This is a genomic window from Sphingobium sp. (genome assembly GCF_003248505.1).
Taxonomy (GTDB): Bacteria; Pseudomonadota; Alphaproteobacteria; order Sphingomonadales; family Sphingomonadaceae; genus Sphingobium.
The window spans coordinates 1-11,287 of record NZ_QFOA01000087.1 but is presented as its reverse complement, the minus strand read 5'-3'; the positions used below and the strand labels follow the sequence as shown (position 1 = coordinate 11,287).

The 11,287-nt window shown below is 62.7% G+C and carries 13 protein-coding genes and 4 pseudogenes; 7 read left to right on the top strand and 10 right to left on the bottom strand.

The annotated features are described in order from the left end of the window. Positions 1 to 232: 232 nt before the first annotated feature. The 6 genes and pseudogenes from DI606_RS20385 to DI606_RS17665 form a co-directional block, all read left to right on the top strand. A pseudogene (locus DI606_RS20385) lies at positions 233 to 466 on the top strand (TonB-dependent receptor plug domain-containing protein); the annotation flags it as partial. Between the two features lie 208 nt (positions 467 to 674). Then, a complete protein-coding gene (locus tag DI606_RS17685) occupies positions 675 to 2,024 on the top strand; it encodes a TonB-dependent receptor (protein ID WP_293985225.1) in 1,350 nt (449 codons plus the stop codon). After that, on the top strand, positions 2,021 to 2,197 hold the full coding sequence (locus DI606_RS17680) for a hypothetical protein (RefSeq protein ID WP_293985224.1): 177 nt from the start codon (positions 2,021 to 2,023) through the stop codon (positions 2,195 to 2,197). Before DI606_RS17685 ends, DI606_RS17680 begins: the two co-directional genes overlap by 4 nt. 304 nt (positions 2,198 to 2,501) lie before the next feature. Continuing rightward, positions 2,502 to 2,966: pseudogene (locus DI606_RS17675) on the top strand (chloride channel protein); the annotation flags it as partial. A 57-nt stretch (positions 2,967 to 3,023) separates the two neighbouring features. After that, positions 3,024 to 3,446: a DUF190 domain-containing protein gene (locus DI606_RS17670; protein ID WP_367119491.1), complete on the top strand. Its 423-nt coding sequence runs from the start codon at positions 3,024 to 3,026 to the stop codon at positions 3,444 to 3,446. 70 nt (positions 3,447 to 3,516) lie between these two features. After that, entirely contained in the window at positions 3,517 to 3,663 is a 147-nt protein-coding gene (locus tag DI606_RS17665; protein WP_293985223.1) for a hypothetical protein, read from the top strand. A 214-nt stretch (positions 3,664 to 3,877) separates the two neighbouring features. Here DI606_RS17665 and DI606_RS17660 read toward each other — a convergent pair whose 3' ends face one another. Genes DI606_RS17660 through DI606_RS17635 form a run of 6 tightly spaced genes read right to left on the bottom strand, consistent with a single transcriptional unit; the run spans position 3,878 to position 8,481 of the window. Further along, positions 3,878 to 4,570, bottom strand: a complete 693-nt coding sequence (locus DI606_RS17660) for an ABC-type transport auxiliary lipoprotein family protein (protein ID WP_293985222.1) — start codon at positions 4,568 to 4,570, stop codon at positions 3,878 to 3,880. Beyond that, complete coding sequence (locus tag DI606_RS17655; protein WP_293985221.1) at positions 4,567 to 5,502, bottom strand: MlaD family protein; 936 nt, start codon at positions 5,500 to 5,502, stop codon at positions 4,567 to 4,569. Before DI606_RS17655 ends, DI606_RS17660 begins: the two co-directional genes overlap by 4 nt. Continuing rightward, a complete protein-coding gene (locus tag DI606_RS17650; protein ID WP_293985220.1) occupies positions 5,502 to 6,308 on the bottom strand; it encodes an ABC transporter ATP-binding protein in 807 nt (268 codons plus the stop codon). Before DI606_RS17650 ends, DI606_RS17655 begins: the two co-directional genes overlap by 1 nt. Further along, positions 6,305 to 7,498, bottom strand: a complete 1,194-nt coding sequence (locus tag DI606_RS17645; RefSeq protein WP_293985219.1) for an ABC transporter permease — start codon at positions 7,496 to 7,498, stop codon at positions 6,305 to 6,307. Before DI606_RS17645 ends, DI606_RS17650 begins: the two co-directional genes overlap by 4 nt. Positions 7,499 to 7,527: 29 nt before the next feature. Then, complete coding sequence (locus DI606_RS17640; protein ID WP_293985218.1) at positions 7,528 to 7,866, bottom strand: hypothetical protein; 339 nt, start codon at positions 7,864 to 7,866, stop codon at positions 7,528 to 7,530. Between the two features lie 39 nt (positions 7,867 to 7,905). Then, positions 7,906 to 8,481, bottom strand: a complete 576-nt coding sequence (locus DI606_RS17635) for a TetR/AcrR family transcriptional regulator (protein ID WP_293985217.1) — start codon at positions 8,479 to 8,481, stop codon at positions 7,906 to 7,908. A 273-nt stretch (positions 8,482 to 8,754) separates the two neighbouring features. Between DI606_RS17635 and DI606_RS20380 the strand changes: the two are divergent. After that, positions 8,755 to 8,940 (top strand): annotated as a pseudogene (locus tag DI606_RS20380) (sigma factor); the annotation flags it as partial. A 95-nt stretch (positions 8,941 to 9,035) separates the two neighbouring features. Here the strand turns inward: DI606_RS20380 and DI606_RS17630 are convergent. The 4 genes and pseudogenes from DI606_RS17630 to DI606_RS17615 form a co-directional block, all read right to left on the bottom strand. Further along, positions 9,036 to 9,209 carry a helix-turn-helix domain-containing protein gene (locus DI606_RS17630; protein ID WP_037487227.1) on the bottom strand — a complete coding sequence of 58 codons (174 nt, stop codon included), beginning with the start codon at positions 9,207 to 9,209 and terminating at the stop codon, positions 9,036 to 9,038. A gap of 174 nt (positions 9,210 to 9,383) precedes the next feature. Continuing rightward, positions 9,384 to 10,283, bottom strand: a complete 900-nt coding sequence (locus DI606_RS17625) for a hypothetical protein (protein ID WP_293985216.1) — start codon at positions 10,281 to 10,283, stop codon at positions 9,384 to 9,386. Then, positions 10,280 to 10,669: a site-specific integrase gene (locus DI606_RS17620; RefSeq protein ID WP_293985215.1), complete on the bottom strand. Its 390-nt coding sequence runs from the start codon at positions 10,667 to 10,669 to the stop codon at positions 10,280 to 10,282. The genes DI606_RS17625 and DI606_RS17620 overlap by 4 nt, the downstream gene beginning before the upstream one ends. A 144-nt stretch (positions 10,670 to 10,813) precedes the next feature. After that, positions 10,814 to 11,287: pseudogene (locus DI606_RS17615) on the bottom strand (hypothetical protein); the annotation flags it as partial.

The window sequence follows — 11,287 nt, the reverse complement described above, 5'->3', positions numbered from 1 at the left end:
ATTTGCAAATGGTACGTTATATCATTGCTTATCATTTGTCGCGTGCGCAGGGTGCTGGGGGAAATGATTGTGACGGGGAGAAAGCGGCGGTTGCCGCGGTGCGGGTCGCTGGTTGGCGGGATACTTGCGGTCATGGGCGCAATGACCGGCCAGCGCACAGGAGGTCGCAGACCCCGGCGAACGCGACGAAATCGTCGTCACGGCGACACGCGGCGAGCGCCGGCTGGTCGACGTGCCCGCCGACGTGACCGTGAAGGATATCGACACGCTACGCCGCGACGGCTTCACCTTCGGCACCGACGAGTTTCGCGGCGTGCCGGGCGTATCGTTTCGCCGGGGCGAAGGTGACGGCGACGAGTTTCCCTATGTCTCGATTCGCGGATCGAACGGCACCGAGGGGTATCTGACCCTCATTGACGGGATGCCGTTCGACCTGAACGAGGAAGGGGCGCTGGGCATCGTGCCCTATCCCGCGCTGTCCCGGATCGAGGTCGTGAAGGGACCGGCCTCCGCGCTTTACGGGGCGGTCAACTATCTCACCCGCGATCCGGACGGCGACCGGATCGACCTGACCGCCACCGGCGGCAGCGACGATTATTATCGCGGCGAACTGGCCGTGACGCGGCGGATGGGGGACGTCAGGCTGGTCGCGACGGCGGCGTATGAGGATTATGGTGGCTGGCGCGCGCACCGATCTGTCGATCTACGGCACGTATCTAGATCGTCGTTCGGAAACACCGAGCGTGCTGCCGCTCGACGACGCCGGGCGACCGCTCGCCGTGTTCGGCGGGCGGCGTGGCTTCAACGGTTATGGCAATCCGCGCTCGGTCGTCGAAGGCGGCCTGGGCGCGATCCGGCTGGAACATCGCGCCACCGATGCGCTGACGCTGGCCGCCACCGCCCAGTATCGCAAATTCGACTTCGACAACCGGCTCAACTTCTACGATCCGTTCGGCTTCGCGCCGGATCGCGGCATCTTCGGCGTCAACGGCTTCTATGGCGCGCAGCAATTCGACGTCGCCTATGGCGAATTGACCGCCCGCTACGAGGCTGGCGGCCACCGCATCGTCGCCGGCATCACCGGCGAGCGGGCGGTGTCCCGCGCCGACAATCTGTGGTCCGGGCAGAACGGCTTCACACCCGAATGCGGCTTCACCTTCTACCTGGCCGAGATCGACTATGTAAACGGCGGCGTCGCCAACCGGAGCGCGCCCTGCTTCGTCGTTGACGATCCGCTCAGCCGCAACCGCCTCGTTACCACCTATTGGTCGGCGTTCGCGCAGGACGAGATCGGCCTGTCCGACCGCTGGTTCCTGACGGTCGGTGGCCGTTACGACCGCTTCCGCCGCGCGGCGCGGTTCTTCCCGATTCCCGATACCTCGCCGGGATCGCAGGATGCGGCAACCGCCAATGCCTTCTCGCCCAAGGCGGCGTTGTCGTGGCGTTACGGGGCGGGCCAAGTCTATCTGTCCTACGGTCGCGGCTTCAATTCGAACTTCGGCCCGACCTTCGAATGGGATGCCAACCAATATGCCCGGCCGGAGCAACGGCCGACGACGCTCGACAGCGTCGAGCTGGGCTGGAAGGGGCGCGCGCTGAACGATAGGCTCGGCTTCGGACTGACCGGTTTCTGGTCGATACAGCGCAACCGCCGCTCGACCATCCCCAATCCGGCAGCCGAGACTGACTTCACCCAGCCGTCGAACCTCATCACCTATGGCGACCGCTACGAGGCTAAGGGGATCGAGGCGTCGCTCGACATCCGCCCGCGCGACGGCACGTCGATGCAGATCGCCTACACACACGTCGCGCCACGCTGGAAGGACTATGTCCTCCAGACCTCTTCAGGGCCGCTCGACCTGTCGGGCACGACGCCGACACCGGCATCGCCCCCCACATCGTCTATCTGGCGGGCGAGCAGCGGGTCGCGCCGTGGCTGTCGACGCGCGGCATCGTTGAATGGTATGACGACTATCAGATCACCGGCGACAACCGCGTTCAGGGCGGTGGCTATACGCTGGTGACGTTGGGCGCGCGGATACAGCCGGCGGCGTGGCGCGGGCTGTCGCTCGACCTGACGCTGCTCAATGCGCTCGACGAACGCTATGTCTTCGCCTTCGGGGGCAAGACGACGCCGACCTACGCCACGCCCGGGCCGCCGCGACAGGTGCGCGCGACGCTGCGGGCGAGCTTCTGATGCGCGCGCTGATACTCGCCGCCGCGCTGCTGCCATTTGCCGCCTGCGGTGGCGGCGATCGGCAACCGGCACAACAGGCCATCGCCGGCCGCGAAACTCCGATGCGCTTTGCCAAGACCTTCCGCGTGGTTGAGCGCAACGGCTATCGCGTCGTTGACCTGAAGGCGTCGGTCGTCAGTTGGGGCGCAAAGGCGGTGGGGCAGGAACAGTTTCAGCGCCTCGTCCTCGTGCCCCGCGACGCCAAGGCGCCGCCGCTGACCGGCGATCTGGCGGGTGCGACGTTGATCCGCACGCCGGTGATGCGGATCTCGGGCTCGGCGTATGGTCCGCCATTCCTGGTGATCCGACGATCGCCAGCTTCTTCGCGCCGCATGTCGAGCCGTGGAGCTGGGCGCTCAAGATGCTCTTTACCGTGGTCACGCTCAGCGCAGGGTACAAGGGCGGCGAGGTCACGCCCCTGTTCTTCATCGGTGCCGCGCTCGGCAATGCGCTCGCCGGCCTCCTGCATGCTCCCATCGATCTGTTCGCCGGAATCGGCTTCGTCGCGGTCTTTGCATGCGCAGCCAACACCCCTCTGGCCTGCACGATCATGGGCATCGAGCTGTTCGGCTCCGCTTATGCCGTGCCGATCGCCGTCGCTTGCTTCGTTGCCTATATCTGCTCGGGCCACAACGGGATCTACCTGTCGCAGCGGATCGCGGTTCCGAAGCGTGGCAGCCGACTTCTCGCACCCAACACGACGTTGCGCGATGTCCGAGCCATTCGTCCCAGGCCCTCCGTGGCCGAACTGTTCCCGGCACCTATCAACGAAAAGGAGTGCGATCTCATGCAGGATCGGCACGTCGTTACGTCCAGCGAAATCGGCATGATACGGATATATCTCAAGCCCTCCGACAAGGCCGCAAAGACGGGCCGGGGGTTTTGGGGCGGCAAGCCGCTTTATCGCGAGCTGGTGGCCAAGGCGAAGCAGGACGGCATCATGAACGCCGTCGCCCACTACATGCAACACGGCTACAGCAATCACGGTCCAGTACGGGAAAACGGGGCCGAACTTTCCGATCCGCGCCTGACCATGTGTGTCGAGCTGATCGGCCAGCGGCACCAGCTCGAACTCTTCTGTCGAAGCCACGGCGACCTGCTTGCGAGCAAGGTAATTGTCTACAAGCATCTCGAACATTGGAGCATCGGCCCTGTCGGCGTCATCCACGAAGATGCGAGCCCCACGCTGCTGGTATCGGAAGCAAACTGAAGCCGCGCCGATTTCGGGGAAACCGGGCATCCGGGTCGATCACTCAAACCTGACGGGAGAGGAAGCCGAGATGGATTCAAAAGCCAAGCAACCCACCGACAAGGACATTCTGAAGGAATTGGAAAAGGACACCGATGCCGGTGCGATTCAGGAGGAGATCAACGAGAAGGAGAATGAAAGGCGGAAGCGCGACCGAAACGCATCCAGCCAGGAGTAGATGGAAACCCTGACCGGATTCATACTTGTTTGCGTCGGTGCCGGAATAGGCGGCATGCTTCGGCACGGCATGACGCTTGCAGCATTGCGGCTGTGGGCACCTACGACCTCGGCTTCTCCCCGCCACGATCTCAGCCGTCCTTCGTTTTCGGGAAGCAGAGGATGGAGAAGACGGGCACGTCGATACAAGGCTCGTGAACACATTCGGCCCTTGTCTAAGGATGCCCGCTCTCGGTTTGTCGGGGCACGGGCATCGTCACATTAATCCAGTCAACAACCTGCACGACGCTCTGCATCGCTGCTGCATCGAAAGCGGCTGCAATGGCCGAACTGGTGTCGGCGGTGGCGGGGGCCATGCCCGAGAACCGATAGCGGCCGAGGACGGTCTTCGTGCCGCGGTCCGCGAGCGATGCGACGCCGTCGACGCGAACCACCGGTGCCGCCCCCTTAGCGGCAGGGTAGCGTGCCTCGAACCGATCGACCGAAACCGTCAGGATGGCGCTCGCCGCGCCGGATCCGCGCGTGACCAGCGCCATGTCCGGAGCACGGGTTGCCGCCGTCGCTTCCAGCGCAGCCGCGTATAGCGTCGGCGCAGACGAGACCCAGCGGACGCCCTTGATATAGGATGTCTCGCCGCCCTCAGTCGTCAGGATACGGTCGCCGGCCGTGGCGGGCGCGAATTGCGGGATGGGCACCGCCAGGATCCGACGTGGTGCGGCCAGCGCCTGCGGCGTCGCCGCTACCGCATCCGATGCCCCCGCCGACGAGGTCCCCGCCGAAGCGGCCACCGGTCCGAACCGATAGAGCGCATCCGGCTTGCCGCCACCGAGCAGCGCGCCGACGCATCCGCTAAGGGTCAGCGCACCGGCGATCGCCAAGGCGGCGCGTGATGTAGCTCGATAGATCATTTCTGGAGTTCCCGTTCCCGGCTCGGTTTCTTCAGCAGCGCCCCGCGCGGATCCTGGCGGATACTGCGGACCAGCGCATCAAGATCGTCCGACGTGTCCTGAAGGCTGCGCATCGTGTCGGCGATCTGCGGCAGGGTCGACGATCCGATCGTCTTCCCCTGCACCGCCAAGGTCGCCAGCACCGCGCGCGCCTGGACAATCGTCGCCTTGAGTTCTTCCGCGGCGTCGGCGGCGTTGGCGACCGCGCGCTTGCCGTCGCCGTCGACCAGCGACCGCACGCTACCCATCGTCGCGCGCGCGTCGCTCGCGGTGGCGTTAAGTTTCGCGATCGCCGACGCCGCATTGCCGAACATGGCGCGGTTGGCGGCGAGTTCGCCCGACGTCTGCTTCAGATCGCTCATGACGCCAGACAGATTGGCGATGTTGCGATCGGTCAGGAGCTTATTTACCTGATCGAGCGCGGTCGTCGCACTTTCGACCATCTGCCCGCCCCCCTTCAGCAACGAGGCCAGCGCATTGGGTTTCGACGGAATGATCGGAACCTTGTCCTTGGAGACATCGCGCAGCAACGGCATCCGGGTCGACCCGGCGCTGATCGACACCGCGTTCAACCCCGAAATACCTTGCATTTCGGTGCTGCCGAGCGAATCCGTCCGCACCGGCGTATCGTGATCGATATCGACGTCGACCATGATCTTGCTCGCATCCTGGGGCGCCAGTCGGACGGCGGTGACCTCACCGACCTTGATACCGTTGAACTGCACTTCGCCGCCCTTGCCGACGCCGCGGACAGGGCCCTGGAAGACGATGCGGTACGGGTCCTTCTTGTCGCCGGCCTGGAAGTTTCCGAGCCAGAGCACAAAGACGATCCCGCCGATCACCAGAAACGTGGTCAGCACGCCGACCAGCGCATAATTCGCATGGCGTTCCATTAGGTGGTCTTCTCCTGCACGGCGCGCCCACGCGGGCCACCGAAATACGATTTGATCCAGGGGTGGTCGGACTTTTCGAGCATGGCGATTGTATCGATCGCGGCGACCTTGCGGTCGGCGAGCACCGCCACGCGGTCACAGATCGCGTACAGCGAATCGAGATCGTGCGTGACCATGAACACCGTCAGGCCGAGCGCATCGCGCAGCCGGCGGACGAGATCGTCGAATTCGGCCGCGCCGATCGGATCGAGCCCGGCGGTCGGTTCATCGAGGAAGAGCAGTTCGGGATCGAGCGCGATCGCGCGCGCGACGCCGGCGCGCTTGCGCATTCCGCCAGACAATTCGGACGGCTTCTTGAGGCCGGCATCGTCGGCCAGCCCGGCCAGGCGGATCTTCAGTTCAGCCAGACCGCAAATGAAGTCGGCGGGAAACGGGGTATGCTCGAGCAGAGGCGCCTCGACGTTCTCCCGCACCGTCAGTGACGAGAACAACGCGCCATTCTGGAACATTACGCCGATCCGGCTGACGACGGCAAGGCTGCCGACATCGTCGTGGACGTCGTAGCCGAGCACTTCGACCTTGCCCGCGGCGGGCGTGTTCAGACCCAGAATCGTCTCCAGCAGCACGGATTTGCCCGTTCCCGAACCACCGACGAGACCGATGATCTCGCCGCGGCGCACGTCGAGGTCGAGATTCTCGTGAATGACGGTGTCGCCGAACGCGGTGCGCAGGTCTCGGACGCGGACGACGATGTCGTCGGAGCGATCAGAGGAAAGGTCTACCCTTGTCGTTATCGCCCCGGTCATAGCCCGGCCTGCTTAAAGAGGACCGCGAACAGCGCGTCGAACATGATGATCATAAAGATCGACTGGACCACCGAGCCGGTTACTTTAGCCCCCAGGCTCTCGACGTCGTCCTTCACTTCGAGGCCCTGGCGGCAGCCGGTCGTCGCGATCACCAGCGCGAACAGCGGGACCTTGGCCATACCGACCCAGAATTGCTGCGCGCCGACCGAATCCACCAGTCGCTGAAAGAAGAAGCTCGGCTCAATCCCCATCATGGCGCGCGCCACCAGCATCCCGCCGACCAGACCGCCAAGATCGGCGATCAGCGTCATCAATGGCAGCATCAGCAACGCCGCCAGCACGCGCGGCACGACCAGCGCATCGAAGACGTCGACGCCCATCACGCGCATCGCATCGATTTCCTTGTTCATCCGCATCGATCCGAGCTGGGCGGTGAAGGCGGATGCAGACCGACCGGCGAACAGGATCGCGGCGATCACTGGTCCGAATTCGCGCAGGATGCCGATCCCGACCAGCTCGACCGAGTAGGCCGCCACGCCAAGCGACTGCAGCATCGTACTGCCGACCAGCGCCAGCACCGCCCCGATGAAGAATGTCATGACCACCGCGATCGGCAGTCCGCCCAACCCAGCCTGCTCGATCGTGGCGACCAGCGGGGTGATACGCAGGCGGCGCGGCCGGACGATCGTCCGACCGAGCGAGGCTACCAGCTGTCCGAAGAACGCCTGGTCGCGGTAGACAGTGTCGCCCATCTCAACCATCGCGCGGCCGATCCGCTCGAAGATCTGCCGGACGCCACCGACCCGGGGTCCGACCCGCGGCGCCTTTTGGAGTGCCGGACTGATCAGATCCACGAGCGTCGCGAGATCCGGGCGGAGGGAAGACGGGAGGTTGATCGTACGATTTCGCCCAAGCGCACGGATGATGGCGTAGGCTCCCGCCGTATCCAGGCGGCCGAGGTCTTCGACGTCGATATCGATAGCGACATCGACCGACAGTCCCGCCGCATCGCGCCGCAGCCTTTCCGCAGCGTCGTTCAGCCGCATCGTGATCCAGTCGCCATGCAGCACCAGCGACTGTCGATCATTATGTTTCTGTAAGTCGAACGCAGCAGCGTTGGTCATCATCGCAGGTCTGGCCGATCGCTGAGTGATGCCCCGCTCATCGGTACCAATCTCGTTTTCGGCCATCTTTAACTCCGGGAATCAGCCGGCTCCGATCAACGCAGCCAAAAAGCATTGTTGATGGCGATGTAGCTGAGCGGCCTCAGGGCTTGCGACTGTTCGACCGCGATCGTTGCGGGCAGGCGCTGACGTTCGACATCGCGCTGATGGATGATCGCACTCGTTCCTGCCGCTATGCACTGCGAATTGAGCAGCCTCGACCGCGCTGCCTTTGCCTCGGCACGACTCAATTGGACCAGCTGCGCCAGAATGTTGCCGAACCCGGGGTGTGCATTATCCGCGTCTTGCAAGGCCGCTAAAAAGGTGCGGCGATAGGGTGCCTGATGCGCGTCTTGATCCTGAGTCACGGTCTGCCTCGTCGCTTCTCCGGCCACGCCGAATGCTGATGTCGGCTATTATTTAAGACAGTTTTTCTATCCGGACAAGATGTCCGTTTGGGAGATCTGCCGCGGACGCAGACCGTCGAGCACGAGGTCCAGAGCCTCGTTCAGCTTGCCCAGTCCGACCGTCTCCTTGTGCAGCTCGTGGTACACGCTGTTCACCATGCGCATGGTCAGACTGAGCTTCTCGCCGTCAATGTCATTGCGCAGATCGCCGCTGGCCCGCGCGCGATCCGCTAACGGGGTCAGCGCACGCGCCAGCCGATCACCCAGCGCTTCGAACACCGCCATGTTCTCGGTATCGGCGACGAGTTCGGCGCCGATTCGCGCGAACAGCGCGGTGCCGCGGCCGCTGCCCAGCGCCAGATCGATCATCGACTGCCGCAAATCCTGCTGGCGCGCCACGGTCGCCTCGATCCGGTCGATTTCCCCCTCGAATATCGCCAGAGCCAGCGCCTCGCGATCTTTGAAATTGCGGTACAGCGTGCCGCGCCCGACGCCCGCGCGCGCAGCAACCTCGTCGAGCGGAACGCTGTAACCGCGCTCGGCAAAGCTGTCGGCAGCCGCGGCGATCAGCGCATCGCGCCGCAGCTTGGCGTCACGCCGCATCGGGCGATCCGTTCTGTTGACTAAGATGCGGTATTTTCGCGACTGCGCTCATCAAGGCATTTCTCCTGCAATCGGATCCTTCGATTAACCGACACGGGAGCAATCGAAGTTTACGCGTTTATGAACAACCATATTCCGGACATAGTGGTCCGGTTACGATAAATGAACGCTGAAATCGCCCAATTGTGCGCGAGAGCTGATATGTAAAGTTCCTCGCCACTGTCCATCACCCGCGATGCCCGATCCCGAACAGACGTGAACTTCGCGGGATCGATGATCGCGCTTCGTCTGCGGTTACAGCGCTACGCCCGCTCGCTGCCACAAAACGCGGACGTCGCGGACGATCCGGTCCAGGAGGCACTGCTGCACGCTTGGAAAGCGGAGGCCCAGTTCGCACCGGATACCGGCCTTAGCGCATGGACCTTCGCGATTCTGCGCAACCTGTTCCTTACCGCACGGCGTCGCGACCGGTTCCACGGGGCGTATGACGAGGTCTCATCTTTCAGCTATTGCTCGCCCGCCAACTCAAAGGCTGGCCGTGGAACGCCTGCGGGTCAGATGACGGTTCTGGACTGCGCCAGACGCCGGATAGATTCCGTGGTCAGCAAGGTTCGTCTGCCGATCTTGATGGCATCCAGTCCGCCAGATTTTATCAGCGCGTAAACCGACGATCTTCCGACACCCAGCGCCTTGGCGGTGTCATTGATGGATATGGCGATGGGTTCCATGTGCGTCTCCTTGCTTGCCGACTCGCGGCGAGAGACATGCCAAGTTGCACATGATTGCCTGGGGGCCGTCCAGTAATGGGAAAGCCGCAGAAATCCGCCAATGGCGCGCCTGACAGAAAACAAATGGCACGCGGCAAAAATGCCCCGCCGATTCGGAAAAAAGGAAAACGACTGTCAGCGGCCTTCGCGTGAAGGGCGATTCTTCAACTGATTGAAAATTTTTCTGGCATAGGGGGTCAATAGTTTGCGGTCGGGCACGTCGGCGGACACATTGGCTGCGCTTTGGAACCATTCTAAAAGCCAATCGGTGATGGAATGGATCGCAGCCCCTTCGTCGTTCAGGTCCAGCGTGTTCAGCCTCGGATCGGCGCGTAGATCGAAAGCGGCTTCGATGTAGGCGTATTTGACCTTCCGGCCCGGTCCCGCTGCCCGCTTCGGCGTACTCATCGCCAATATCTTCTCCACGTCATCGCGATGGAGATAAAGGTCAACCGGGAGGGACATCGCGGTCGGGAAGCGCATGACCATAGCCCGGTCTTTGCTATGTTCGGAGAACAGGAAATAACGCAGCCTGCCAAAAAACTGCCTGCGGTTGAGCGGAATCCGCTTCTTGCGAAAGCGGGAGAGGTAATAGGCGTGCGGGCCATCCACCTTCTGCAAATGCGCCAGCACCTCGTCAAACAGTTGGTCGGATGCGTGGCGCAGGTCCAGCGGAGCCTCCGGGATTTTCAGGCCATATTGATATGCCTGCCGCCAGAGGTGCGGAGCCATTGCCGCTGCCAGCATGGTCAATGTGAGGTAGAAGAAAAAATCTGTCGCTTCCGAGCGAAGCGAAATCACAAGTCCGATCAGGAACAGGACAGACAAAAAACCGAAACTGCTGCTGATGGCGAGAGCAAGATTGTAATTCCGCGAATATGGCGGCTTGATCCGAGCGAGAAACGCCGCATTGTCGTTCAACCCTTCGTCAAGATCATCCGACCTGATCTTCGCCAGCATCTTCCAAAGTGGAATATCGTCAACACCATCCCCGTCCGCGAAGACCTTCCATCCTTCACCGGGGGCGCTTGTCATCTGTTTCCGCCTTCCCGTAATTCGTCCAGATAGTCGCTCCACCATTGGGCCATTGCAACACGCTCTGCCCAATAGGCCGACTGATTATAGATACGCCGGATTTCACCGGAAACCATATGAGCCAAGGCGCGCTCGATGGCGTCGGGGTTCCATTTTCCGGATTCGTTCAATAGCGAGGACGCGGACGTGCGGAAGCCGTGGGCGGTCATCTGATCCTTCGTATAGCCCATGCGCCGCAACGCGGCGGTAACGGTGTTTTCGGACATGGGACGCGCTCGCGTTCTGACGGAGGGGAACACATATTTTCCGTTCCCGGTCAGCCCGTTCATGGTTTTGAGTATTGCGAGCGCCTGCCGCGACAGCGGCACCGCATGGGGTTGCCGCATTTTCATCTTGGCAGGGGAAGCGTCCACACCGCCTTGTCAAAGTTGACCTCCGCCCATTCCATTTGCCGCAGTTCGCCGGGGCGCTGAAACACATGGGGCGTCAATTTCAATGCGTGCATCACCGCCGGATCGCCGGAATAATCCTCAATGGCTCGCAGCAGCGCACCAAATTCCGTTGGTTCGGTGATGGCCGCAAAATGCTTTGCCTTTGGCTGGATCAATGCGCCCAAGAGCATCTGGGCGGGATCGCGCTCCGCTCTTGCCGTGGCGGCGGCATAGCGGAAAACCCCGACTCGCGAAAGAACGCATCCGCTTCGCCGTCTCGAACTTTCCCCGGCGCTCCTGATGCTTCAATTCATGCAGCAGCTCGGCAGGGTTAATTTCTGCAACGGGCCTGCGCACGAACTCGGCGCTGAACAATTTCAACAGCCATTGATATTTCTCAAGCGTTCGTGGCGACACGCCCTCGGTCTGGCGCTTCTCGATCAGCTCTCCCGCGACTTTGGCAAAGCTATTCTCCGCGCGAAGGCTGGCTTCGATGCGCGCCTGACGCTTGGCATAGTTGGGATCGATGGCATGGGAGACCTGCTTGCGGGCGGCGTCGCGAGCCGCGCGCGC

Excerpts from the sequence above, each read along its gene's own strand:
- DI606_RS17625 (WP_293985216.1), bottom strand. The coding sequence starts at position 10,283 with ATGACAAGCGCCCCCGGTGAAGGATGGAAGGTCTTCGCGGACGGGGAT.
- DI606_RS17620 (WP_293985215.1), bottom strand. The coding sequence starts at position 10,669 with ATGCGGCAACCCCATGCGGTGCCGCTGTCGCGGCAGGCGCTCGCAATA.
- DI606_RS17635 (WP_293985217.1), bottom strand. The coding sequence starts at position 8,481 with ATGCGGCGTGACGCCAAGCTGCGGCGCGATGCGCTGATCGCCGCGGCT.
- DI606_RS17660 (WP_293985222.1), bottom strand. The coding sequence starts at position 4,570 with ATGATCTATCGAGCTACATCACGCGCCGCCTTGGCGATCGCCGGTGCG.
- DI606_RS17655 (WP_293985221.1), bottom strand. The coding sequence starts at position 5,502 with ATGGAACGCCATGCGAATTATGCGCTGGTCGGCGTGCTGACCACGTTT.
- DI606_RS17665 (WP_293985223.1), top strand. The coding sequence starts at position 3,517 with ATGGATTCAAAAGCCAAGCAACCCACCGACAAGGACATTCTGAAGGAA.
- DI606_RS17630 (WP_037487227.1), bottom strand. The coding sequence starts at position 9,209 with ATGGAACCCATCGCCATATCCATCAATGACACCGCCAAGGCGCTGGGT.
- DI606_RS17650 (WP_293985220.1), bottom strand. The coding sequence starts at position 6,308 with ATGACCGGGGCGATAACGACAAGGGTAGACCTTTCCTCTGATCGCTCC.
- DI606_RS17645 (WP_293985219.1), bottom strand. The coding sequence starts at position 7,498 with ATGGCCGAAAACGAGATTGGTACCGATGAGCGGGGCATCACTCAGCGA.
- DI606_RS17670 (WP_367119491.1), top strand. The coding sequence starts at position 3,024 with ATGCAGGATCGGCACGTCGTTACGTCCAGCGAAATCGGCATGATACGG.